The following is a 24,700-nucleotide window of genomic DNA, read 5'->3' as shown; positions in this document are numbered from 1 at the left end:
ATGAAAATAGTAGAAATGGTAATGCCTCCAATGGGCGAAAGTATTATGGAATGTACGGTGCTCCATCTGCTGAAAAAGGCTGGCGAGCAGGTGTCAATCGATGATTCTGTATTGGAGGTGGCTACCGACAAAGTAGATACCGAGGTGCCTTGCCCCTATCGTGGAAAGATTGCAGAATGGCTGGTCAGGGAGAATGATGTCGTTGCAATAGGTAGTGCAGTGGCACATATCGAAGTTGCCGACGAGGATTATCCGGATAGCCCGGTCTTAGTCGCAGAGCCGCAGGAAGACGTACTGGAGGTGATGGCAACCGCCGATTTTCTCGAAAAAGATTACCTGCATGTACTCACAAAAAAAGCGGAACCCGTTTCTGAACAAAACGGACATAGTAACTTTTATTCTCCGCTGGTGCTAAGCATCGCAAGGCAGGAAAATATCAATGCGGATGATCTCGCCAGGATTCAAGGGACCGGCGCCGATAACAGGGTAACCAAAAACGATATCTTTGCTTTTCTTGACCACCGTAAAACCAAGGTCTCGGTTGCTCCATTGCCAGTAGCTGTCTCCCTGAACGGATCCAGCGAAATCATTGAAATGGACCGTATGCGCAAAATGATTGCGCAACGAATGATCGAATCCAGGAAAATTTCCGCGCACGTTACTTCTTTCATCGAAACCGATATGACACCGGTCGTAAACTGGCGCGAGCATGTCAAAAACGAATACAGAAAGAAAAGCGGTGACAGCATTACATTCACGCCGATATTGATCGAAGCGGTAGTTAAAGCAATCAAAGATTATCCCCTGATCAATATTTCGGTAGAAGGTGACAAGATCATTAAAAAGAAAGATATCAATATCGGAATGGCGGTTGCGCTGCCCGACGGCAACCTGATCGTGCCTGTTATCCATCGTGCCGACCAGTACGATTTGCCCGGCCTTGCGCGGAAGGTTAACGAGCTCGCGCGAAAAGCGAGGGAAAACAAGTTGAAAGCAGATGATGTCTCCGGTGGCACTTATACCGTTTCAAATATCGGCGCTTTTGCCAACCTGATGGGTACACCTATTATCGTTCAGCCTCAGGTAGCTATTATGGCATTCGGCGCCATTAAAAAGAAGCCGGCTGTGATCGAAACACCGCAAGGCGACCTGCTGGGAATCAGAAGTATGATGTTCATTTCACACTCTTATGATCATCGTGTTGTGGACGGCTCACTGGGCGGTATGTTCCTGAAAAGAGTTAACGATTATCTTGAAAATTTCGACGTTCACAGAACCATTATTTGATGCTGAGACTGACTTTGGACATGGACGATGTCCTGGCGAACACACATGAGAAGCTGATCGATATCGTCCTGAATGAATTTGACACCACGCTGACAGAAAAAGAGCTTCGTTCCAAGGCACTCCGGGAATTGCTGCATCCTAAGCAACTCGCGAAAATCAACAAGATCATAGATACCCCGGGCTTTTTTGCTGATGTCCAGGTGAAGGAAGGCGCAGAGGAAACGGTTTACAGGCTATCGAAATTCTATGAATTGTTTGTGGCGACTGCTTGTATGGAATTTCCTACTTCTTTTAACGACAAATTCAATTGGCTCAAGAGGCACTTTCCTTTTATTCCGTGGACCAATATTGTTTTTTGTGGTTATAAAAGTATTCTCAACTCGGATTATCTGATCGATGATCATGTAAGGAACCTCGTGGCTTTCAAAGGTAAGGGCGTATTATTTACGGCACCGCACAATCTAAAAGACAATACTTTTAAACGGGTGTCCGATTGGAAAGAAGTATCAGACCTATTTTTACCAATCAAATGAAACTCCTGCTGATCGAAGACGAGCCCAAAACATTGCAATCCATCAAACAGGGATTGGAGGAAAATGGCTATGAGGTTGATATCGCTTATGATGGCCTGATTGGCCGTCAACTGGCAAAAAACAATACTTATCAGTTAATCATCAGCGATATCATCATACCCGGGATCAATGGTATTGAGCTTTGCAGGGAAATCAGGAAATGGGGTGATGAAACGCCGATCCTGATGCTGACCGCATTGGGCACGACCGACGATAAAGTTACCGGACTGGACGCCGGAGCAGACGATTACCTGGTCAAACCGTTCGAATTCAAGGAATTGCTGGCAAGAGTGCGTGCATTAACCAAAAGGGGCGCTACGGTTTCCCATACCGCACAGGTCCTGCGTTTCGCCGATCTGGAAGTCTCCCTGGACGCAAAAACCGTGCACAGGTCGGGCAACAAGATCAATCTTACAGCCCGTGAATTCAATTTGCTGGTATACCTGATCCGTAATCAGGGCAGGGTGATTTCAAAGGTTGAGATTGCCGAGCAGGTTTGGGACATAGGCTTTGACACGGGTACCAATGTGATTGAAGTTTATGTAAATTATCTCCGAAAAAAAATAGATAAGGATTATCCTGTCAAATTGATTCACACATTGTTTGGAATGGGCTATGTGCTTAAAGTAGAATAAGATATGCAGATCCGCACCCGGCTTACGGTTCAGTTTTCCTTGTTGGTAAGCGGTATTCTTTTGATTACTTTTCTTGCCATCTATTTCTTCTCCTACTCCAACGTCACCGAGGATTTCTACGACCGGTTAAGGTCCAAGGCCAAATCACAGGCTGAACTGCTCCTGAAAGTACAGGTCCCATTGATCAACTCCGATGTACTTAAAGCACTTGATGAGACGAACCGTGATCTTATTTACGACGAAAAGACGTTCATTTTCGACGAAAAGAACCGGCTGATTTACAGCAATACCACAACTCCCCAAGTTAAGTCCTTGCACGTATCCAATTATTGGCTAGACGAGATCCGTAAATCGGGGCAAATACGCTATGAAGATGGTGATTATAAGGTGGTAGGGCTTTACTACAAATATCCATTTAACCGCGCTGTGGTCATGCTGGGGGCCAAGGATTTGTATGGTCAGGCCAACCTGTCCAATCTTAGCACCTTACTAACTGTCCTCTTTTTCATCGTGACGATCATAGTCACCATGGTAGGATGGATATTCTCCAAACGGGCGCTAAGACCAATCTCAAAGGTAATGAACGAGGTGGAGGGTATATTGCCTCAGAAACTGGACACGCGTTTGGAAGTACCCAATCAAAAAGACGAAATTGGCAGGCTTACCACGACTTTTAACAAGTTGCTGGACCGCATCGAAACCGCATTTCAAATGCAAAAAATCTTTGTGGCCAATGTGTCTCACGAACTTAAGAATCCATTGACCAAGATTCGTTCACAGCTGGAAGTAAGTATGCTGAAAGAACGAAACGCCGCGGAGTACCAGCTAACAATACATTCCGTGCTGGAGGATATCCTAGAACTCGCCCAATTGTCCAATACATTACTGGAACTCGCTAAGGTAAGCGAAGATCAGCGCGACCTGCTGACCGAAACCATTCGGGTCGACGAGTTACTTCTGGACTGTCGCCTCAACCTGAGCCAGGCAAATCCTTCTTATAACATCATTCTGAATTTCGATGAATTGCCCGAAGACGATACCTGGCTCGAACTGACAGGGAACTCCACCCTGCTAAAAACAGCATTTCTTAACCTGATGGACAATGCCTGTAAGTTCTCGGACGATCAGGTAGTGAATATCAGCCTCCATCCGACCCGCGGCCAGCTTAGCCTCGCATTCTCAGATAATGGCAAGGGGATACCAAAAGAAGATCAAAATCTGGTATTTCAACCCTTTTTCAGAAGCGACAATACAGCCAATGTGAAAGGTTACGGCATTGGCCTCTCTCTGGTCGAAAGGATCGTCAAGCTGCACAGCGGATCCGTCTCTATTCACTCCAACCGACCCAAGGGTACCATTTTCAGGATAACATTTTCGAGGCTCTAAGGAAATTCTAACTTATTATTAACGCCATTTTAAGTATTACCAGATTTATTTGTATTGTCGCAACAGATTAGCAGCGCGACTCAATCAGGATTTCATTTTTTGTGGTGTTAATAAGCAAACTTGGCAGGCGTTCTTCACGCCTGCCAAAGTTTTTTATGGGTATTCAGTACTCCTTCTCCAATTTATATTGTGGCGCTTTTAGCTGGATCATATATCAAGAAGAGAACTTTGGTTCCATTCACGGGACAATCGATGTCAACCCTGAACGGAGCCAAAGGGCTCAATGTTTGTGGTAATGACTTACTTAATGCTTCTTTCGGATCTCAATAATTTTAAGACGGTTCAGCAGCTTGATCACCGGGTAAGTGGGATCAACCTCAAACCATTTAGAACCGAAATTGATTGAATTGGGCTTCTTATGATGGTTATTTTGGAAAAGCTCTCCCATCATCAGAAAGTCGAAAATCAAAGAATTCTTTGATTTATCGGAATTGTCGAAATTCTGGTACCCATATTTATGACCGCTCCAGTTCACAATCGCCCCATGGATCGGACCCATCAAAAAATGGATCGGCAACAAGAAAAAGAATGCCCAGTGCATATCAAGGTAAATGTAAGCGAGAATGTAAAACGCCATGTACAAAACGCCCCAGCCTACTCTTGAAACCCACGAATCACCCAGTTTCTCCACAAAATTCCATTCAGGATAATTTCTTTCGAAACGCGTCTCAATAGCTCGCTTACGGCTTAGTACGGCATTGTAAATATTTTTGGTTTCCCACATCATGGTGAAAACGTTTTTTGTATGATGCGGTGAATGAGGATCTTTTTCGGTATCGCTGAAAGCATGGTGCATGCGGTGAAGAATTGCGTATGCCCGGGGGCTCAGATAGGACGAACCTTGAGATAGATAGGTAAGCAAATAGAAGAAACGCTCCCAAGGCTTGCTCATTATGAACATCTTATGAGCAGAATAGCGGTGTAGGAAAAAGGTTTGGCAGAATAGGGATAAATACCAATGTACAACAAATACAATCAGAACAATATACATGGAACGGTCTAAAATTAAAAAAACAACTTTGCACAAAAATAAGTTGCAAAGGTTAGAAAACCGAAATTTGAAATGTCAAATTTGCAATATATTTATACTGCATACATACGCTGCAAACTAATTTATCGATTACATTCACTGGATCATAAAAGCATAGCTTAATAGATTCGCTCCCATTTGTAAAGCTTTTCGGCGCATTTCCTCCGGGTCGTTGTAAACACTCTGATCTTCCCATCCATTGCCAAGGTCTGTTTCATAACTGTAGAAGCACACCAGGCGTCCCTGCCAGATCAATCCGAATCCCTGCGGCTGCTTCCCATCGTGCTCATGAACTTTGGGAAGGCCATCCGGGAAATTATATTTGACGCGATAGATTTGGTGGTCAAAGGGTAGCTCAACGAAGGTCAGCTCAGGAAAAACCTTTTTCATTTCCCTTCTGATAAACTGGTCGAGTCCATAATTGTCATCAACATGCAGAAAGCCTCCTGATAACAGATAATTTCTCAAATTCTGGGCTTCTGCGTCCGTAAATACAACGTTACCGTGTCCGGTCATATGGACGAAAGGATAAGTAAAAATGTCCGGACTACCTACCTCCACGACATCCTCTGCCGGGTTAATATTCATTTTCAACTCCGCATTGCAAAATTTGATCAGATTTGGAAGGGAGGTTTTATTAGCATACCAATCTCCGCCGCCGCCATATTTAAGCTTTGCAATTTTTAGCGAGGATTGCCCAAATGCAGCACTACAAATAGTTAGCAACGCATTCAGAAAAATGATTCGAAAAAAGACAGCGTTCCGGGGCATCGTTAGTATATGTTATTATTACAGGATTTGCGCAAGATTAATCGCATGACAGCCAGCTATCGCAGCCGTCTCCGTTCTCAACCTGGTCGGCCCTAGTGAAACTGTGGAAAAACCATTAGCCAAAGCCAGATCAACCTCGTTTTCGCTAAAATCTCCTTCCGGGCCTATTAATAATAAGGTACGACTATTTTTGCTCACCTTACTAAAAACATGCTGTACTTTATTTTGATCGGGAACATAAGCGATCAGCTTTGATTCTTCTGATGCATTCTTTACAAACGGCACAAACTGATTATTCACTGTGATCAGCGGCTTATAATATTGCTGTGACTGTTTCATTGCGGCAGCCGCGATCCGGTTAAGTCTGATCGTATTCACCACCCTGTTCATTGTGTCCGGATTAGTATGTTCTGTCACCAGGAAATCAATCCGCTCCACTCCTATTTCTGTCAATTTCTCCACCATCCATTCATTCCGCTCAGCCTTTCTGGTAGGCGCCACGGCGATCGTTATTTCGAAATTTCTTCGGGGGACTATTTTCGACTCGATCACTTCATATCCCACTTTCCTCCCCTGTATATTCAAAACGCATTTTTCCAAAAGTCCCTTTCCATTCGTTACATGGATGATGTCACCGGAACTCAGTCTGAGCACCTTGGTAGTATGTTTTGCCTCCTCTTCGTTCAATTCAAAAAGGTTTTCGTGGGCCTGATAAAATAAATGCATTTAAGCTTAAAAAATTAGTTCGACACTGCCAGTTCTGCGTTCAAAAATATAGAAATTATCTGCAATTAATTCAAAAATAGCCGGCATTGTCAGCAATACTGCTTCGTTGGTAAAATGATGGTCATTGATAGAATTTTAATGCTATTTTCTGTAAATAAACGCATATTTAGACACGTTTTTGGCCCATTTACGCAAAATCTGGCTGGATTGAATGTGTCTGCACACTGCCAGAATTATTAAAAAAGTACATTTTTTACTGACAATACTACCATGCGCGCAATATTATTCTGCGGAAGGCGAATTTTTCTTATATTTTATTTTTGGGAAATACATTTTTACATTAATATTGTGCCGTTATAATAATTCGTCACCACTTTATCTAGTCCTATTATGTCAAAATCCAAGCTGGAATATATTTGGTTGGATGGCTACAAGCCGACCCAAAGTTTACGCAGCAAAACCAAAATTGAAAACGATTTTAGTGGAAAGCTTGAAGATTGCGCCATGTGGTCGTTTGATGGTTCTTCCACTGAGCAGGCTCCGGGTGGTTCTTCCGACTGTTTGTTGAAACCCGTTTACATTATCCCCGATCCGCAGCGTAAAAACGGATTCCTCGTAATGTGTGAGGTTTTGAACGCAGACGGGACGCCACACGAATCAAATGGCCGCGCTACAATCGAAGACGGCGATAACGACTTCTGGTTCGGATTTGAACAAGAATATTTCCTTTGGGACATCGAAACCAACAAGCCACTGGGCTTCCCTGCAAACGGCTACCCAGGCCCACAAGGCCCATACTATTGCTCGGTAGGTGCAAACAACGCATTTGGCCGTGATATCATCGAGGAACACCTCGATGCTTGTCTTGAAGCCGGTTTGAACGTAGAAGGTATCAATGCTGAGGTTGCTGCCGGTCAGTGGGAATTTCAGATTTTCGCAAAAGGCGCTCAGGAAGCCGGAGATCAGATCTGGCTGGGACGTTACCTGCTTGAAAGAATCGGCGAAAAATATGGCGTAGCTATTAACTGGCACTGCAAGCCTCTTGGTGCTCTTGACTGGAACGGTAGCGGTATGCACGCTAATTTCTCAAACACAACTTTGAGAACTGCTGGCAGCAAAGAAACTTTCGATAAAATATGCGAAGCTTTCCGTCCTGTCGTGAAAGAACATATCGAAGTATATGGTGCTGATAACCACCTTCGTTTGACTGGAAAACACGAAACAGCTTCTATCCACGATTTCAGCTACGGTGTTTCCGACCGCGGTGCTTCCATTCGTATACCGGTAACAGTTCCTGCAAAAGGATGGAACGGGTATCTGGAAGATCGTCGTCCAAACTCAGCTGCTGATCCTTACAAAGTGGCAGCACGTATTATCAAAACTGTGAAATCGGCAGTTTTGTCATAATCCACATAAGAACAAAACGAAAAAACCACCTTCCGGTGGTTTTTTCGTTTATACGTCATTCCAGCGAATTCTGATTATCAGTCCTCTTCCTCACTTCCTGTAAACGAATACAAAGTCGGGTCCAGCTGAACACGGCCTGCATTGAAGACAGCTATGAATTCGTCGATCACTTTATCCGTAATCTCCGTTTTGTTAAGGCCTACTTCAAGACCGATGCCATATTCGAAGCTATCGTCGATTTCCACGTGCTCGCGAACGGTGATTTCTTCATTTTCTTCAATCTCCTCTATGAATTCGGTCAGCAGCATTTCAGCGTCCTCTTCATCCTCCGCGCTGATCTTATAGTTGGCGGGACGCTCGTCCTGAGAGATATAGTGCGGCATTTCCTTTTTCAAACGCTCCAGAGCTTCATCATAAACCAGGGTTGAATGGTGCAGGCGGAGGGTGTAAATCAAGGCATCGTAGATTACTTCCGCGTCCTTATAAAGCCCTATGAATTGAACATGAGCGTGCTCATTGTTCTCTTCCTCTTCTTCAAATTCATCTTCAACGTGGATAAAGTTTGACCTTTCCGCTTTGCACTCTCTTCTGAGCTGGGCAATTTCTTCTGGATCGAATCCCGGATTCATAGTTTTATTTGATTGTTAACAAACACTTGTTTTGAAAATTACTCCAAAAATAGCATTTCGCGGTATTTTGCCAAAGGCCAGTCCTCATCATCGATCAATAACTCTAGTTTATCTACGTGATAACGGATCTCTTCAAAGAAGCGCCTGACCTCGGAACCGTAATATTTGGCCTTTTCAAAAAGATCTTCAATGCCGTTTGCCGTTTTTCTGCATTCGGTCATTTCATGCACCAGTTTTTTGATCACCACTACATGCGACGAAATATCTCTGATAATCTCTTTGATCGGCTCAGCTTCCTCCAGCATTTCAAGATCAGTAAGCGAACGTGCCGTCTGCGCGAGTTTGAATTGGTATTTCACAACCGTGGATACGATATGGTTTAGTGCAAGATCGCCAATCACCCGCGACTCGATCTGTAACTTCTTCACATAATTTTCCAGTTCGATCTCATATCTTGCATGCAGTTCACGAGAAGTCAGGACACCGATTTTTTCAAAAACAGAAATTGTCCTGGGAATTTTATAAGCGTAAAGCGCATCATACGTATTGCTGATGTTGCTCAGACCCCGCTGTTTCGCGAGCTCAATCCACTCTTCGGAATAGCCATTGCCTTCGAAAAGGATATTCTTGGATTCTGTAAAATACCGCTTCAGTATCCCCACGGTAGCGACCTTCTTCTCTTCTCCGCTCGCAAGCCGCTCATCCATTTCCTTTTTGAATTCCATCAACTGGTGAGCGACAATGGTATTGAGGACAATCATCGGCGAAGCGCTGTTTTGGGAACTACCCACTGCACGGTATTCGAATTTATTTCCTGTGAAACAAAACGGGGACGTCCGGTTGCGGTCGGTATTATCCCTTTGCAGGTTCGGTATGCGCGTCAAACCAAGTTTATAGTAAAAATTCTCTCCCTTTTCGAGCGTGATCTCACCTTTATTGACCAGGTCTTCCAGCATGCTCGTGAGTTCGTTACCTAAAAATACGGATACGATGGAGGGAGGCGCCTCATTGGCCCCCAACCGATGCTCGTTCCCGGCCGAACTGATAGACGCCCGCAACAAATCAGCATGGTCATGCACAGCCTTGACCACATTGAGCAAGAATGTCAGAAAACGCAGATTTTCCTTGGGTTTTGAAGTCGGCGCGAGCAAATTAATCCCGGTATCTGTAGAAAGCGACCAGTTATTATGCTTACCGCTGCCATTGATGCCGGCAAACGGTTTTTCATGGAACAAAACCTGGAAATTATGCCGATCTCCAACCTTTTGCATGAGGTCCATCAACAATGCATTGTGGTCGATGGCCAGGTTGACCTCCTCAAATGTAGGTGCGCATTCAAACTGGCCCGGCGCGACTTCGTTGTGCCGCGTCCGCACAGGTATACCCAGCTTTAGCGCCTCAAACTCGAAATCGACCATAAATGCGTTGACCCTCGGCGATATAGAGCCAAAATAATGATCATCCAACTGCTGGCCCCTGGCAGGACTGTGACCAAAAACTGTCCTTCCCGCCATCAACAAATCCGGCCTGGCATAATACAATGCCTTATCCACCAGGAAATACTCCTGCTCAATACCCAGAGTCGGGGTCACTTTATTGACATCCCGGTTAAAAAACTGGCACACGCCAGTCGCAGCTTTATCCAGCATCACCAGCGACCGCAGCAATGGTGCCTTATAATCCAATGCTTCCCCTGTATAAGAAATAAAAACGGATGGTATACACAAAGTCTTCCCACCCGCCCCGTTGTCCATTAAAAATGCCGGCGAGCTGGGATCCCAGCCCGTATAACCCCGGGCTTCAAATGTTGCCCTTAGCCCGCCGCTTGGGAAAGAAGATGCATCTGGCTCCTGTTGTACCAGTGCGCTTCCCTTAAATTTTTCAACGGCTTTGCCGTCAATGGTCAGGTCAAAAAATGAGTCGTGCTTCTCAGCGGTTGTACCGGTTAGGGGCTGAAACCAGTGCGTGAAGTGCGTCGCACCTTTGGATATCGCCCACGATTTCATCGCAGCCGACACTTCGTCGGCCACCTCCCGGTCTATTGTTGATCCTGAGCGGATCGCACTGGAAACTTTGGAGTAAGCTTCGGCCGAAAGAAGCGTTTTCATTACTTCATCACTGAAAGTATTGCTTCCATATAGATCGGTTACTTTTTCCGTTGGAGGGGTTAAAACGGGGGACACGCGGCCTTGGGCGATTTCAAAAGCCTTGGAACGAAAAGTCATTTATTTACTGAGTTATATTAATTCTCCCCAAAATTATTTATTTAACCATAGCTACAACAATTCATCCCGACATTTTCACTATTAACTCATTTTCCAAACCAAGGTTAACGCATTTTTTGGAACTTTGTAGATTCCAGACAGACACCAATGCGCAAAAGATTAGAGTTTATTTTACTTTATGGATTAAGCTGGGTTTTCATTTTTCAGTTTTTCCGTATCCTATTTTTTGCTTACCATTATAAGAAGACGCTCGAATTACCCCCGCGTCTTTGGTTCGAGAGCGCCCGGCACGGGTTGCTCATGGACGTTTCTTTCGCATCTTACATTCTTGTTATTCCAACGTTGCTGATCATGTTTACGGCCGGCAAATGGGGTTGGTATCGAAGGGCGATTACCGTTTTCAGTACCATTGTCTCGTTCTTCGTTACAGTTCTGGTGGTCGTAGATCTGGAACTGTTCCGGGCGTGGGGTTTCAGGATCGATGGTACCTCATTGCATTATCTTAAAACGCCGACCGAGGCCTTTGCTTCTATGGGGGCTGCCCCTGTATTTCCACTGCTGCTACTGCTTGTCGCCCTGTTTGCGCTGATTGCAAAAACATTGTCCGTTGTCGTGAAAAGAGGCACGGCAGCATTCAGGCCCGTGTCTTATCTCTTTACGGCACCCGCTTTCCTGCTTCTGGCGGGGGGGCTGATCATTCCCATTCGCGGTGGGTTCCAGCTGATACCGATGAATGAAAGTGCGGTCTTCTTCAGTGATAAAAGCTTTGCAAACTACGCCGCGGTCAACGTCCCGTGGAACTACATGAGCTCCCTGATAAGTGCAAGTTATTCGACCCATAACCCATTCATATACTATCCTGAGAAAGAAGCCGATCACCTCGTGTCACGGCTTTACAAAACAGGCAGGGCTCCCATACAAGTCACAGACAGTTCTAAAAAGCTAAACGTGGTTATTATCATTTGGGAGGGTTTTACAGCAAAAGTCGTGAACAGCCTGAATGGCCTGGAGGGTGTAACACCCCAATTTGATCAACTTTCGCGCGAGGGGATCCTTTTTACGAAAATGTATGCAAGCGGTAACAGGAGCGACAAAGGAATGGTAGCCATTCTGAGCGGTTACCCCGCACAGCCCATCAACTCAATTATCAAAACTCCCAAAAAGACCAAGTCCCTGCCTTCACTTCCTGGGGTTTTTCATAAAAATGGGTGGCATACCGCTTTTTATTACGGCGGGGAAACGGAATTTGCCAATATGAAATCCTATTTCCTGCAGCAAAATTTCGACAGGATCATTGACAAAAACGATTTTGACAAAAAGGACATGAATTCCAAATGGGGCGCACACGATCATATTGTATTAGACAGGCTGATCAAAGACCTGGATTCGCAGCAACAACCTTTCTTTTCAACTTTGTTTACGCTCAGCAGCCATGAGCCATTTGAAGTTCCGGTTAAAACCGCAATTGCCGGGAACGACCCCGAACATTTATTCCTGAATGCTCATCATTACAGCGACGCCTCGATTGGTGAATTTGTGAGAAAGGCCAAAACAAAGCCCTGGTGGTCCAATACTCTGCTGATCATCATTGCCGATCACGGTCACCCTTTGCCCGAAACTGATCGGTCCAAACCCGCAGAATTTCATATTCCAATGCTTTGGCTGGGCGGGGCAATTGAAAACAAAAGAGCAAGAATTGACACCTTGTGTTCGCAGACTGATTTGGCCGCGACCCTGTTGAACCAGTTTCATTTGCCATCCGCCCAGTTCGAGTGGAGTAATGATATTTTCGGGCAAGGCCGGACACCCTTCGCTTATTTCGCTTTCAACAACGGGTTAGGCTGGATGCGGCCGCAAGGATGTATCGTGCGCGATAATATTGGCGGAAATATCACAGAACGGGTTGGCTCATTAAATGCACAAGAAGAAAAACTGGGAAAAGCTTATCTGCAGGCTTCTTATACGGATTATATAAAGCGCTGACGATAAAAGACGTATTTTTGCCGCATATTTAAAAACAATGAAAAAAGTCGCATTTTATACACTCGGCTGCAAACTGAATTATTCAGAGAGTTCGTCCATTGCCCGGATGTTTGAACAGAAAGGCCATTCACGCGTTGAATTCAACGAGAATCCGGATATCTTCATCATCAATACATGCTCCGTTACGGAGAATGCCGATAAAAAGTGCCGGAAGATAGTCCGGGAGGCCCAGAAGATTAATCCGGACGGGTATGTAGCCATTATCGGGTGCTATGCACAATTAAAACCGCAGGAGATTTCAATGATACCGGGCGTTGATGCTGTGCTGGGTGCGGCAGAAAAATTCAGGCTGGCCGATCTCATCGACACCTTTGAAAAAATACCAGTCGGGCAACCCGCAAAAGTGATTGCCTCGCATATCGACAACGCAGTAGAATACCATACCTCTTATTCGCTGAACGATCGCACCCGCACATTTCTTAAGGTGCAGGACGGGTGTGATTATCCCTGCTCCTACTGCACGATTCCGCTGGCAAGAGGCAAAAGCAGGTCGGACACTATCGAAAATATCGTGAGAGCCGCTTATGAAATCGCATCGAGGGATGTAAAGGAGATCGTACTGACAGGAGTCAATATTGGCGATTTTGGGCTGCAAAGCGGAGAACGGAAAGAAACTTTCCTGGATCTGGTGCAAGCATTGGATGAAGTAGAGGGGATAACCCGTTTCAGGATTTCTTCGATTGAGCCAAACCTGCTGACGGACGATATCATTTCTTTTGTTGCCCAATCCAAACGCTTCGCCCCCCACTTTCATATACCCTTACAATCTGGTTCCAATAAGGTGCTGGGCCTGATGAAGAGGCGTTACAAAAGAGAATTATATGCCGAACGTGTTGCCCGGATCAAATCACTGATACCCGATTGCTGCATCGGCGTCGACGTGATTGTTGGACATCCCGGGGAAACACAGGAGTTGTTTGAAGAAAGTTACCGCTTTCTGAACGAACTGGATATCTCTTACCTGCATGTGTTTACCTACTCTGAAAGAGAAAATACTGCCGCCCTGGCAATCAGGCCGGTAGTCCCGAAAAACGTCCGGGCAGACCGGTCAAAAATGCTCCATATCCTTTCCGAAAAGAAAAAGAGGTGCTTTTATGAACAGCAGATCGGGAAAGCCGGCATCGTGCTGTTCGAAGATGAAATGCAGGATGGGCAAATGCTCGGGTTTACAGAGAACTACGTCAGGGTGGCTGTCAAGTATGATCCGTTATGGATCAACGAAACTAAAAATGTAAAATACGAATACCTCAATGACTCTGGCTTGATGGAAGTTTCTGAAATTGAAGCCGAAATATTAGTGCATTAAACCAAATCTTACGCTGTCGTAGATTCGACGAAGGTTTCTGCAATCAACCAACGCAAAAAGTCCGGGATAACCCGGACTTTTTCAATTATGAACGTCGAGTAAAACTATGCCTCAACCAGGAACTCATCGTGTTGGCTGATATCCAAACCAGCTTGCTCATCAGATTCTGATACGCGAAGTGGCAGGATAAGATCTGTGATTTTCAAAAGAAGGAATGAACCTGCGAAAGCGAATACAGATACTCCAACCAGCGCAATCACGTGATTGATAAACAATGTAGTTTCTCCGAATGCAAGGCCCTGGTCAGTAACCAATGAGTTGATACCGCTTGTAGCGAAGATACCGGTCATCAACATACCTACCATACCGCCTACACCGTGGCAAGGAAACACGTCAAGTGTATCGTCCAATGTAGAACGGGTGCGCAAATGTGCAACGTAGTTAGAGATGATGGCAGCAACAGTTCCGATGAAAAGAGAAGCTGGAACCGTTACAAAACCGGCAGCAGGCGTGATCGCCACAAGACCTACAACCGCACCGATACAAAATCCAAGTGCCGAAACCTTTTTACCTTTTGCAGCATCAAAAAGCACCCAGGCAAGACCGGCAGCACCGGCAGCTGTGTTGGTAGTAGCAAAAGCTGAAACTGCAAGTGGACCTGCGGACAAAGCCGAACCAGCATTAAATCCGAACCAACCGAACCAAAGCAAACCAGTTCCCAAAAGAACGAAAGGAATGTTAGCAGGAGGTAATACGTGATCTTCCATCAGTGACTTGCGTCTTTTCAGATAAAGAGCGCCTGCCAGGGCAGCCCAACCCGCAGACATGTGAACCACTGTACCACCAGCGAAATCGAGTACCCCCATTTTGAAAAGGATACCTTCAGTATGCCATGTCATGTGAGCCAAAGGAGCGTAAATGAATATGCAGAACAGGATGATGAATAAAACGTAAGAACGGAAATTGATACGCTCAGCCATTGAACCAGTTACAAGCGCAGGAGTAATTACTGCGAACTTCATTTGGAACATAGCAAACAGCGCAAAAGGAATTGTCCCTGAAAGTGGCGCGTCCAATACCCCTTTGAACATGAAGTGTGTCGTTGGATTTCCGATAAACCCGCCAATGTCTTCACCAAATGCGATACTAAAACCAACAACAACCCACAACACACTGATAACGCCCATTGCTATAAAGCTCTGAAGCATTGTAGAAATAACATTTTTGTTGTTCACCATTCCTCCGTAGAAATAGGCAAGACCGGGAGTCATGAGTAGAACCAGTGCAGAAGAGACAAGCATCCACGCAGTGTCTCCCGAATTAACCCCATCGGTGACAATCTGTGTCGGGACATTGGGCACAAAGGCACCGAGGATGGCGATTACCAATAGGATAATCAGCGGGATGAAATTACCTTTTTTCATTGTTGTTAATTGTTATTAAAGTAGATTAAGAAGGTATGGTTAATATAACTAGAATTTGTAAATAAATGCAAGTCCGAAAGTGGTTTGGCTGTTTTTGCTCCATTTGCCGTCTGAATCCTGGAATTGTTGTTCAGCATTTGCACCTGAGACCTTTGGATAGGCATCCAGGCGGAACTCAGGCTTAACCAGGATATGTCCGTCGGCAAGGCTGATGTTACCGGTCAAAGTCACTGAATTTACTTTGGTCCCCATTCCGGCGCGGGTAAGCAAGCTGCGAACACCATTGTCGTTATTGAAGTACTCATAGCGGGCACCGATCCCAAAATTATCAGTCAACGCAGTGTTCGCGTACACTGCAAAACCACCCCAGGTCTGCGTATCATCCGGACCGCCGTAACCCTGATAATCTCCTTTTTGGCTTCCGTAGGCCGCATTCAAACCCAACAGGAATTTTTCTGTGATCTGGAAGCTGGTAGTAAGGTCAAACACCTGATAAAACCCGTCAGGCTGTTTTCCCAAGCTGTCGGGACTGGCTTCGTTACTTCCAATGTAGTTTAGATAGACATTCCAGTTTTCAACAGGCTTGAAGTACAATTGGCTGATGATACCTTTTTTACGGTTGTTATCACCAAGTCCATCCACGTTGTTTACCAAGCCTACCATTAATGAAGCTTTGTCGGAAAAGGCGTAAGTCGCTTTTAAACCGGCATGATAAAAAGGTCCGTTATTGAAAAGGTTAGATAGCGAGTAGTTGAAGTTGGCCGGGGCGTCGATTACCTCATAACCAATGTGCGTTCCAAACTGACCAGCGGTCATGGAAAACTTGTCTGTGAATTTGTAAGTGAAATACGCCTGCTTAATAGCAAGTGCAGTACTGAACGGGAAGTTTCCGTAGTTACCGAGGTTCGCATTAGGACCGAAAGTCAGATCAACCACTGCCTCCGATTTGCTATTGGTATACACCATTTTTGTTTGAACCAACCCCAGTGAGAATTGGCCTGACCTTTGATCAAACACCCGGGCGTTGGTAGCTCCCATGTTTGACTGGGAAGCTGGCTTGTTAAAGTTGGCCATGTAATAAGAATCGAGATAACCCGAAAACGCAAAAGACCCTTTTGCATCCTCCTCAACCTCAGCCACAATTATTGTATCCGCTTTCACTGCCTTTTTCTCCTCACCCGACTTCGCAAAACCCAAAAAAGGAACCATCAAAGATAATACTGCACAATAGACTTTTTTCATAATTATATTCTGTTTAAGTTAATACTACTCCCCGGCTATATTTGTGGATCAAATATTGTTCTTAAATTATATTTATCAAATATTATCCGCATAATTTATATGATAAAATACAATAATCATCCTTTTGTACTCTTTTTTATTGGATTTCAACCATAATAATGTCAAAAATGCAATTATTACTTGAAAATTAATATTCTGCGTTAAGTTCAATAAACAGAATTTTATATATAAACCCGAGTTACAGTTATTAAGAAATTTTATTATTATAATGACATTTTTTTGAGTGTACGAGCACAAAAAAAGCCCCGCTGTTAGCGGGGCTTCAAATTCTTCTCGGCGTATGTTGCTTATTCGCCGTGCATCCAGGCTTTTTTGGCCAGTAATGTATCTTCTTCTTCTTCGTTATCAGGATCCGGGACACAGCAGTCAACCGGGCAAACGGCTGCACATTGTGGTTCTTCATGGAAGCCTACACACTCAGTACACTTATCGGACACAATGTAATAAAATTCATCAGAAACGGGGGATTGCTTTTCTTTTCCGCTGACAACCGTACCGTCGCCAAAATCCACTTCGTCCAAACTTGTTCCATCTCCCCAGGTCCACTCTACTCCTCCCTCATAAATTGCCGTATTGGGGCACTCTGGCTCGCACGCCCCGCAATTTATGCACTCATCGGTTATCATTATAGCCATAGTCGCCGGATTGTTTATATTTGTTGCTATTTCTTCTGTTTAGAGTAACAAATATAACTATTTATAGTTTCCCAACAATCAGAAAAATAAAAACAGCACTTGTAATTAAACTTTTTAGAGTTCACATAGAATGATATCACGAATCCGGCGGGTAGAAGCCTTTGCCAATCTTGGAAAATTCATCACCGATCCTACCAATACAGAAGTCGTTGAAGAATGGGTGGCAAGGGCAAAAAGTAAGAACAACTGGTTCACTCCCGAGAACGTAAGAAGCTCGTTATATGCGATAGCTACCCAGTTTCTCAATGAAAGTAGTTTGAAAAGCTGGTCTGAACAGTATTCGGAGCCTGCTTCCGTTCAGAAAATCGGTGTTGTCATGGCTGGTAATATTCCAGCAGTGGGATTTCATGATGCACTCTGCGTGCTGATCAGCGGCCATATCCTCATGGCGAAGCAAAGTTCCGACGATCAGGTGCTGATACAGGCTTTACTGGCAACGCTCATTGATATCGAACCTGCATTTGCAAGTCGGATACAATTTGTGGAGCGACTGAATGACGCAGATGCTTATATAGCCACAGGAAGCGACAATACGGCGCGCTACTTCCATTATTATTTTGCGAAAAAGCCTCACGTAATCCGGAAAAACAGGACTTCCGTGGCGGTGCTGAACGGAAACGAAACCAGTGAGGAACTAGCTGCATTGGGTCGGGATGTGTTACAATATTATGGCCTGGGCTGCCGCAATGTTTCAAAGTTATATGTACCTGCCGGATATGATTTTACCAAGTTTTACGAATCCATTCAGGACACTGAAAATGCATACCTTCACCACCACAAATACTTCAATAACTATGAGTACAACAAGTCCATTTTCCTGATCAACCGCGTCCCTCACCTCGACAATGGTTTTCTGATGATGAATGAAAGCGAAGCATTGGTGTCACCGATCAGCGTACTGCACTATCAGATCTACAATGACATTGAAACTGTAAAAGAAAATTTGGCGGAGTTTAAGGAGAAGATCCAATGTGTGATCGCGAAGCAGGAAACCGGAATTGACAACTCACTTGGGTTCGGAGAATCCCAGCAGCCGGGGCTTTCCGATTATGCCGATGCTGTGGATACCATGCAGTTCCTGGCTGAACTAGCGTAGGCATCAGCTCGCATTACCAAAAACCCATTTTAAAAACGAAGGCATAATGAGCGACCAAGTCTCCGGATTGTGCTTTCCGTCGCGAACTTCAGTATAAAAAACGTCCCGGTTCCAGGCATATCCTTTTTTTTCCAATTCGGCAATGCATTCCAGCGTATCCTGGATCGAATCGATCACGCCATCGCCGTCACGATCATCATACTCATCTAGAGACCCGCATTCGAACCAGAATTTCAGATCCGGCTTTGCAGGGGAGTCACGGATTTGAGCGTGCATCATACGGTCCGAATCGCGGTAACCCGCATCCAATGCCCGCTGTCTCCACCACAGAGAACCCGAAAATACACCCACCATTGAGAATATGCCTGGATTATTCCAGGCCATATCGATGGCCATCAATCCCCCGAGCGAAAAACCCGCATAAGCAACGCCACTAGCAAAAGTGTGATAGTGTTCGCTGAGGTAGGGCAAGAGTTCAGTCAGAACAAAATCGGTCGTCGCACGGGCCTTATCCCCTCGCCCGGCATAATCAGGTTTCAATGCAGTGCCGTATTCGTAAATTCTATCGAAATTGGCGTGAATACCTGCAATAACATACGATTGGACACCACTTGTTGTTTCTAAACAATTTAGTATATTTTCCAGCTTCAACGCCTCAAAGTCCTGACCGTCATTGAAAAGCAGCAATGGGTACATTTCAGACGGATCATAGCCCGCCGGAAGAATAATGGACACCGTAACTTCCCTGTTTAGAAAGCTGGAAAAAATACTTTTGGTTTCAGACGAAACTTCCGAAAAAGACGGGCTCACACTCACTTACCTGTTGATTTTACTGAAATTTAAACCTGCAAGGTATTAATTTGCTTACTATGATTTGTTTTGTATATTTCATTTATTAATCATAAACCCGCTCCATTTGGAAGAGAAGCATATAAAATATTATTCTCATCATCTCGGCAGAGATATTGAGATGCTTGTTTACGGCAATTGGGGCTATCCTATCCTTCTTTTCCCCACCACGCTCGGAAGATATTACCAGGCAAAAGATATGGGCCTGATCGAATCTGTCAGAGAATTGGTGGACTCCGGAAAATATAAGATCTACTGTATCGATTCCATTGATGCGGATTCCTGGTACGCCAAACATATCAATCCCCAATACCGTGTGTTGAACCACATCCAATACGATAAATTCCTGCACCACGAACTGGCACCATATATCCGGAACGAATGTAATGTGGGGAAAATCGGCGTCGCAGGATGTAGTTTTGGCGGGTTCCATGCTGCTAATTTTGCATTCAGACATCCCGACCAGGTAGCTTATCTCATCAGCATGAGCGGCGCATTCGATATCCGCAGCTTCACCGACGGCTTCTATGATGACACAGTTTATTTCAATAATCCCGTAGATTTTATGCCAAATGAACAAAGCTGGCGTTACGGTCACATGAAAATCGTGCTCGGTACCTCCGAGTGGGATATTTGCCTGGATAGCAATATCCGGATGTCCAATATTCTAAATGCAAAGGGTATCGACCACTGGCTCGACATACGTGGCTGGGAAAAGCACGACTGGCCGCTTTGGAATAAGATGTTCCCGCATTACCTTTCGCGTATCCTATAACTGCAGAAAACAAAACGAAAACCTCGATATGAAAAAAATTGGAATCTTGTTTGGAATGGAGAATACATTCCCAAACGCATTTATTGAAAGAGTCAACAGCAAAGGCGAGGAAGGGATTATAGCCGAAGCAGTGTCTATAAATAAGGTGGTACAGGCAGACCCGACCGAGTACGCCGTGATTATTGACCGTATTTCTCAAGACGTTCCGTTTTACAGGGCTTTTCTTAAGAATGCTGCGTTAAGCGGTACGGCGGTCATTAACAATCCGTTCTGGTGGAGCGCCGATGAAAAGTTCTTTAACAATGCTCTGGCGGAAAAAATAGGCGTTCCAGTCCCTAAAACAGTCCTTTTACCTTCAAAAGAACGCCCTGAAAACACATCCGAAACATCTTTCCGCAACCTGGCCTTTCCAATGGCGTGGGAAGAAATTTTCCAGTATGTTGGTTTTCCTGCCTACATGAAACCACACGATGGCGGCGGTTGGAAGAGTGTTTATAAGGTCGTCAATCCGCAGGATATGTGGTACAAGCATGAGGAAACCGGCCAGCTGGTGATGATGCTGCAAGAGGAAATTGTCTTCGACGACTATGTCCGCTGTTACTGCATTGGCCAGAAGGACGTATTGATCATGCCATACGAACCACGCAATCCGCATCATTTGAGGTATGCAGCGGAGTTGAAAGCCACCGGCGACGAAAGGGAAAAACTCCTGGCTACCATCAAAGAATATACGCTCAAACTGAACTTGGCACTGGGTTATGATTTTAACACAGTAGAATTCGCAGTTCGCGATGGTATTCCCATTGCGATCGATTTTTGCAATCCCGCCCCGGACGCCGATATTTATTCTGTCGGCCGTGACAATTTCGAATGGGTCGTCGAAGCCGCCGCAAATATGGCTATCGACCGTGCAAAAAAACAAGTACCGGGACAGGTTAACCTGACATGGGGTACCTTTATCAATAATGCTGTAAATGCTCCGGTAACCGCTTCGGCCCCAACAGAGGGATCCAGCGCCAGCGAAGTTAAAGTGAAAACAGTGGTGCCTAAGAAAGCCGCCAAACCGGCAACTGCAAAGGCAGCAGAAACAATCGCCGAACCGGAGCCAGTAGTCCCGACCCAAAAAGCTGCGGCTACCAAAGCCCCCGCCAAAAATTCGAAACTGAAGAAATCCTGATTATTTGATTTATAGCTTATATGGCCACTTTCACACTTGGAATTGAAGAGGAGTTTCAGACCATAGACCCCGTAACCCGCAATTTGCGTTCGCATATGTCCAAACTGGTCGAGGACGGAAAAATTACTTTAAAAGAACGGGTGAAAGCAGAAATGCACCAGGCAGTGGTAGAAGTGGGCACCAATATTTGCCATAACATACAAGAGGCCCGTGAAGAGGTCACTTATCTGCGGAAAATGATACTCGATCTTGCCCAAAAGCAGGATCTTCAGGTGGCTGCCGCCGGTACGCACCCTTTTGCCGATTGGGTCGACCAATTGATTACGCCCGATCCCAGATATGATGAAATCATAGACGAGATGCGCGATGTTGCAAGGGGGAACCTGATTTTCGGCCTGCATGTCCACGTGGGTATCGAGAGCAGGAACGAGGGCATCCAGATCATGAATGCGGTACGTTATTTTCTTCCACATATTTATGCGCTTTCCACCAATTCACCCTTCTGGTGCGGCCGTAATACTGGTTTCAAATCCTATCGATCGAAGGTTTTTGATAAATTTCCCAGAACAGGTATTCCCGATTTCTTTTCCAGCGCTTCTGAATACGACGAGTACGTGGAGCTGCTGATCAAGACCAAATGTATTGATAACGGCAAGAAAATATGGTGGGACATCCGGGTACACCCGTTTTTCAACACCATTGAGTTCCGTATGTGTGATGTGCCCATGCGTACCGACGAAACCATTTGTCTGGCGGCTATCATGCAGGCACTAGTCGCTAAAATTCACAAACTCCACCGGATGAACCTCAGCTTCAGGCCATATCACCGGATGCTGATCAACGAAAATAAATGGCGTGCAGCGCGGTATGGCATTCAAGGGAAACTGATTGATTTCGGTAAACAAGAAGAAGTTGAGTACAGGCTCCTGGTGGTCGAATTGCTCGAATTTATTGACGACGTAGTTGACGGACTAGGCAGCAGGAAAGAAATCGACTATATCCATCAGATCATGGAAATGGGTACAGGGGCAGATCGCCAACTGGCTGTTTTTGAGCAAACTGGCAGCATGAATGCGGTTGTCGATTATATTGTAGAGGAAACGAAAATCGGGCTTTACTGAAAAAAGTTTTCAGGTTGTTTTAGCTGAAATCCGAACTATAAACGGCTTACATTGTTTTAAGTAGCTGACCCGATCCTATAAATAATAAGCTAGAAGCCAAAAGCCGACAGCGCGCCGCTAAAAGCACAAGCCAATGACACCTCATACTAAGCATTTCAGGATTGCGATCCTGGATATGTACAATGGCCACGACAACGAAGGAATGCGTTGTATCAAGAAGATCATTACCAATTTTGGTGAAAAAGAATCCGTTCCCGTTGAACTGACCGTTTTTGACGTAAGGCAAAAACTCGAAGTCCCGGGGTTGGATTTCGATGCATATATCTCGACTGGTGGCCCGGGAAACCCGTCTCCCGTTGGGGAAGCCTGGGAAAAAAGGTATTTCAATTTCCTTGACCAACTTTTCCAACACAATATAAAACGACAGAATAAGACTAAAAAGCACCTGTTTTTAATTTGCCATTCTTTCCAGATGGCCTGCATCCATTGGGAATTGGCAGGGGTTAGCAAAAGGAGAAAAACCTCGTTCGGAACGTTTCCGGTCCATAAAACAAGCCTTGGGAGAAAAGACCCGCTGCTTCATGCGGTGAGTGACCCTTTCTGGATTGTAGACTCCCGGGATTTCCAGGTCACGCAGCCCAATCAGTATATGATGGAAAGCATGGGCGCCAAATTGCTTTGCTTGGAGAAAATCCGGCCCCATGTTCCATTGGAAAGAGCTGTAATGGCGATCCGGTTTTCAAACGAAATCGTTGGTACCCAATTTCATCCTGAGGCCGATGCGGAGGGAATGCTTCGCTACTTCTTGAGAGAGGATAAAAAAACCAGTATCATTGCCGCACACGGCGAAGCCAAATACAATGATATGATTGCGCACCTGAACGACCCGGATAAGATATTGATGACTGAGTCCGTCATACTCCCGACATTTTTAAAAAATGCATTGAACAAATCTTTTTCCCTGGCCTATGCATAAGCAAGCCCGAGAAGCCTTCAACCGCTCATTCACTGAGCGCAAATACAACGAGTTTGTGGCGTCTTTTGAAACAGCCTTTCCGGGCCAATTGGATTTCCGCGTGGCGGAGACGCCCATTTTTGTTCCGAAAGAACTAAGTGATAAGATTTCAGAAGCTTCGGAAGAAATCATCAAGACTTTGCTTTCTCCTGATTTCAAAGCAAAAACAGATCGCGCTGTGCCCGCGGGCCAGAATGTTCCGGGCGAAAATGAACACACTTCCTTTTTGGCTATCGATTATGCCATATGCAAAGATGAATCCGGCGAACTTGTTCCGCAATTAATTGAGCTGCAAGGATTTCCATCTATTTTTGGCTACCAGGCATTTCTATCCGAATCCTTCAAAAAGCATTTCGATATTATCGACGGCTTCGAATATGTGCTTGATGGCGGCAACTACGAGGGTTATGTCCAAAAATTGAGAGATCTCATCCTGGCTGGTGAGGACTCTGAACAAGTTGTACTGCTGGAAATTTACCCGGAAAAGCAAAAAACCAGGATCGATTTCGCCGTGACTGAAGCAATGCTGGGTGTGAAAGCAGTGTGCTATACCAAGCTGATTAAGGAAGGGAAAAAACTGTTCTATGAAAAAGATGGTCGGAAGATTCAAGTAAAAAGGATCTATAACCGCTTGATTTTTGATGATTTAAATAGCTATCCGGGCCTAGAAACGAGTTATCATTTTACCGATGAGGTAGATGTCAGCTGGGTGGGTCACCCCAATTGGTTTTTCAGGATCAGTAAGTTCTCCATACCTTTTTTAAAAAGTCAGTATATCCCGGAAACAAAGTTTGTAAACGAATACGAAGGTAACTTTCCGTTAGACTTGGAGAATTACGTACTGAAGCCTCTTTTTTCTTTTGCCGGTTCAGGAGTGAAACTTCATATTGCGAGGGAGGACCTTTCGTCCCTGCCAGATCCTGAAAACTATATTTTGCAAAAAAAGGTGCAGTACGAGCCGGTTATTCAGGCCCCGGACGGACTGGTGAAATGTGAAATCCGGATGATGTATGGCTGGCACGACAAGGCGGCAAAACCTGAGTTGCTCATCAGCCTGAGTCGCCTGAGCCGCGGCGAGATGATCGGGGTCCGTTACAATAAGCACTTTACCTGGGTAGGCGGCAGTGCGGGTTTTTTTGAAAAATAATAGGAAACAATTCAACTTTTTA

22 protein-coding genes are annotated in these 24,700 nt (G+C 45.1%); 13 read left to right on the top strand and 9 right to left on the bottom strand.

Annotated features, from left to right (window positions below; translation table 11 throughout):
• The 4 genes from AC1XUF_RS16890 to AC1XUF_RS16875 are packed head-to-tail and all read left to right on the top strand — an operon-like array spanning nt 1 to nt 3,880.
• A complete protein-coding gene (locus AC1XUF_RS16890) occupies nt 1–1,287 on the top strand; it encodes a dihydrolipoamide acetyltransferase family protein (RefSeq protein WP_483342994.1) in 1,287 nt (428 codons plus the stop codon).
• Nucleotides 1,287–1,820 (top strand): 5' nucleotidase, NT5C type, encoded by a 534-nt coding sequence (locus AC1XUF_RS16885; RefSeq protein WP_483342993.1) that lies wholly within the window; start codon nt 1,287–1,289, stop codon nt 1,818–1,820. The genes AC1XUF_RS16890 and AC1XUF_RS16885 overlap by 1 nt, the downstream gene beginning before the upstream one ends.
• Complete coding sequence (locus AC1XUF_RS16880) at nt 1,817–2,494, top strand: response regulator (protein WP_483343115.1); 678 nt, start codon at nt 1,817–1,819, stop codon at nt 2,492–2,494. The genes AC1XUF_RS16885 and AC1XUF_RS16880 overlap by 4 nt, the downstream gene beginning before the upstream one ends.
• 3 nt (nt 2,495–2,497) lie before the next feature.
• On the top strand, nt 2,498–3,880 hold the full coding sequence (locus AC1XUF_RS16875) for a sensor histidine kinase (RefSeq protein ID WP_483342992.1): 1,383 nt from the start codon (nt 2,498–2,500) through the stop codon (nt 3,878–3,880).
• A 304-nt stretch (nt 3,881–4,184) separates the two neighbouring features.
• On the opposite strand, the gene AC1XUF_RS16870 is transcribed toward AC1XUF_RS16875, so the two are convergent.
• From AC1XUF_RS16870 to AC1XUF_RS16860, 3 genes are all read right to left on the bottom strand, one after another.
• Complete coding sequence (locus tag AC1XUF_RS16870) at nt 4,185–4,931, bottom strand: acyl-CoA desaturase (RefSeq protein ID WP_483342991.1); 747 nt, start codon at nt 4,929–4,931, stop codon at nt 4,185–4,187.
• Nucleotides 4,932–5,066: 135 nt separating this feature from the next.
• Entirely contained in the window at nt 5,067–5,741 is a 675-nt protein-coding gene (locus AC1XUF_RS16865; RefSeq protein WP_483342990.1) for a DUF4159 domain-containing protein, read from the bottom strand.
• 18 nt (nt 5,742–5,759) lie between these two features.
• Nucleotides 5,760–6,467, bottom strand: coding sequence for an RsmE family RNA methyltransferase (locus AC1XUF_RS16860; protein WP_483342989.1), 708 nt, complete (start codon nt 6,465–6,467; stop codon nt 5,760–5,762).
• A 390-nt stretch (nt 6,468–6,857) separates the two neighbouring features.
• Between AC1XUF_RS16860 and AC1XUF_RS16855 the strand changes: the two genes are divergently transcribed.
• Nucleotides 6,858–7,874 carry a glutamine synthetase beta-grasp domain-containing protein gene (locus AC1XUF_RS16855; RefSeq protein WP_483342988.1) on the top strand — a complete coding sequence of 339 codons (1,017 nt, stop codon included), beginning with the start codon at nt 6,858–6,860 and terminating at the stop codon, nt 7,872–7,874.
• Between the two features lie 77 nt (nt 7,875–7,951).
• Here AC1XUF_RS16855 and AC1XUF_RS16850 read toward each other — a convergent pair whose 3' ends face one another.
• Together AC1XUF_RS16850 and AC1XUF_RS16845 are read right to left on the bottom strand one after the other, a co-directional pair.
• A complete protein-coding gene (locus AC1XUF_RS16850; protein WP_483342987.1) occupies nt 7,952–8,503 on the bottom strand; it encodes a hypothetical protein in 552 nt (183 codons plus the stop codon).
• 38 nt (nt 8,504–8,541) lie between these two features.
• Entirely contained in the window at nt 8,542–10,728 is a 2,187-nt protein-coding gene (locus AC1XUF_RS16845; RefSeq protein ID WP_483342986.1) for a glutamine synthetase III family protein, read from the bottom strand.
• Between the two features lie 147 nt (nt 10,729–10,875).
• Here AC1XUF_RS16845 and AC1XUF_RS16840 point away from each other — a divergent pair, with 147 nt between their 5' ends.
• Together AC1XUF_RS16840 and mtaB are read left to right on the top strand one after the other, a co-directional pair.
• Complete coding sequence (locus AC1XUF_RS16840) at nt 10,876–12,711, top strand: LTA synthase family protein (protein ID WP_483342985.1); 1,836 nt, start codon at nt 10,876–10,878, stop codon at nt 12,709–12,711.
• A 37-nt stretch (nt 12,712–12,748) separates the two neighbouring features.
• The gene (mtaB, locus tag AC1XUF_RS16835) at nt 12,749–14,077 is read left to right on the top strand and encodes a tRNA (N(6)-L-threonylcarbamoyladenosine(37)-C(2))-methylthiotransferase MtaB (RefSeq protein ID WP_483342984.1); all 1,329 of its coding nucleotides are present in this window, start codon (nt 12,749–12,751) and stop codon (nt 14,075–14,077) included.
• Nucleotides 14,078–14,181: 104 nt separating this feature from the next.
• Here the strand turns inward: mtaB and AC1XUF_RS16830 are convergent, their stop codons facing one another.
• The 3 genes from AC1XUF_RS16830 to AC1XUF_RS16820 all read right to left on the bottom strand — a co-directional run bounded on the left by AC1XUF_RS16830 (nt 14,182) and on the right by AC1XUF_RS16820 (nt 17,438).
• A complete protein-coding gene (locus AC1XUF_RS16830; protein ID WP_483342983.1) occupies nt 14,182–15,501 on the bottom strand; it encodes an ammonium transporter in 1,320 nt (439 codons plus the stop codon).
• Nucleotides 15,502–15,549: 48 nt separating this feature from the next.
• Nucleotides 15,550–16,743, bottom strand: coding sequence for a porin (locus tag AC1XUF_RS16825; RefSeq protein ID WP_483342982.1), 1,194 nt, complete (start codon nt 16,741–16,743; stop codon nt 15,550–15,552).
• Between the two features lie 347 nt (nt 16,744–17,090).
• On the bottom strand, nt 17,091–17,438 hold the full coding sequence (locus tag AC1XUF_RS16820) for a 4Fe-4S binding protein (RefSeq protein ID WP_234613222.1): 348 nt from the start codon (nt 17,436–17,438) through the stop codon (nt 17,091–17,093).
• 130 nt (nt 17,439–17,568) lie between these two features.
• Here AC1XUF_RS16820 and AC1XUF_RS16815 point away from each other — a divergent pair, with 130 nt between their 5' ends.
• Nucleotides 17,569–18,594 carry an acyl-CoA reductase gene (locus tag AC1XUF_RS16815; protein WP_483342981.1) on the top strand — a complete coding sequence of 342 codons (1,026 nt, stop codon included), beginning with the start codon at nt 17,569–17,571 and terminating at the stop codon, nt 18,592–18,594.
• 3 nt (nt 18,595–18,597) lie between these two features.
• On the opposite strand, the gene AC1XUF_RS16810 is transcribed toward AC1XUF_RS16815, so the two are convergent.
• Entirely contained in the window at nt 18,598–19,404 is an 807-nt protein-coding gene (locus AC1XUF_RS16810) for an alpha/beta hydrolase (protein WP_483342980.1), read from the bottom strand.
• A 106-nt stretch (nt 19,405–19,510) separates the two neighbouring features.
• Here AC1XUF_RS16810 and AC1XUF_RS16805 point away from each other — a divergent pair, with 106 nt between their 5' ends.
• The 5 genes from AC1XUF_RS16805 (at nt 19,511) to AC1XUF_RS16785 (ending at nt 24,678) form a co-directional block, all read left to right on the top strand.
• Entirely contained in the window at nt 19,511–20,218 is a 708-nt protein-coding gene (locus AC1XUF_RS16805; protein WP_483342979.1) for an esterase family protein, read from the top strand.
• Between the two features lie 28 nt (nt 20,219–20,246).
• A complete protein-coding gene (locus tag AC1XUF_RS16800) occupies nt 20,247–21,395 on the top strand; it encodes an ATP-grasp domain-containing protein (protein WP_483342978.1) in 1,149 nt (382 codons plus the stop codon).
• Nucleotides 21,396–21,415: 20 nt separating this feature from the next.
• Complete coding sequence (locus AC1XUF_RS16795; RefSeq protein ID WP_483342977.1) at nt 21,416–22,516, top strand: carboxylate-amine ligase; 1,101 nt, start codon at nt 21,416–21,418, stop codon at nt 22,514–22,516.
• Nucleotides 22,517–22,649: 133 nt separating this feature from the next.
• Nucleotides 22,650–23,492 (top strand): type 1 glutamine amidotransferase, encoded by an 843-nt coding sequence (locus tag AC1XUF_RS16790; protein WP_483342976.1) that lies wholly within the window; start codon nt 22,650–22,652, stop codon nt 23,490–23,492.
• Nucleotides 23,485–24,678 carry a hypothetical protein gene (locus tag AC1XUF_RS16785; RefSeq protein ID WP_483342975.1) on the top strand — a complete coding sequence of 398 codons (1,194 nt, stop codon included), beginning with the start codon at nt 23,485–23,487 and terminating at the stop codon, nt 24,676–24,678. Before AC1XUF_RS16790 ends, AC1XUF_RS16785 begins: the two co-directional genes overlap by 8 nt.
• Nucleotides 24,679–24,700 lie beyond the last annotated feature (22 nt).

The sequence above is a fragment of the Dyadobacter sp. HNCC25DJ185 genome, from assembly GCF_056895195.1.
Note: the sequence above shows the minus strand (reverse complement) of the source record. Positions and strands in the feature narration are given on the sequence as shown.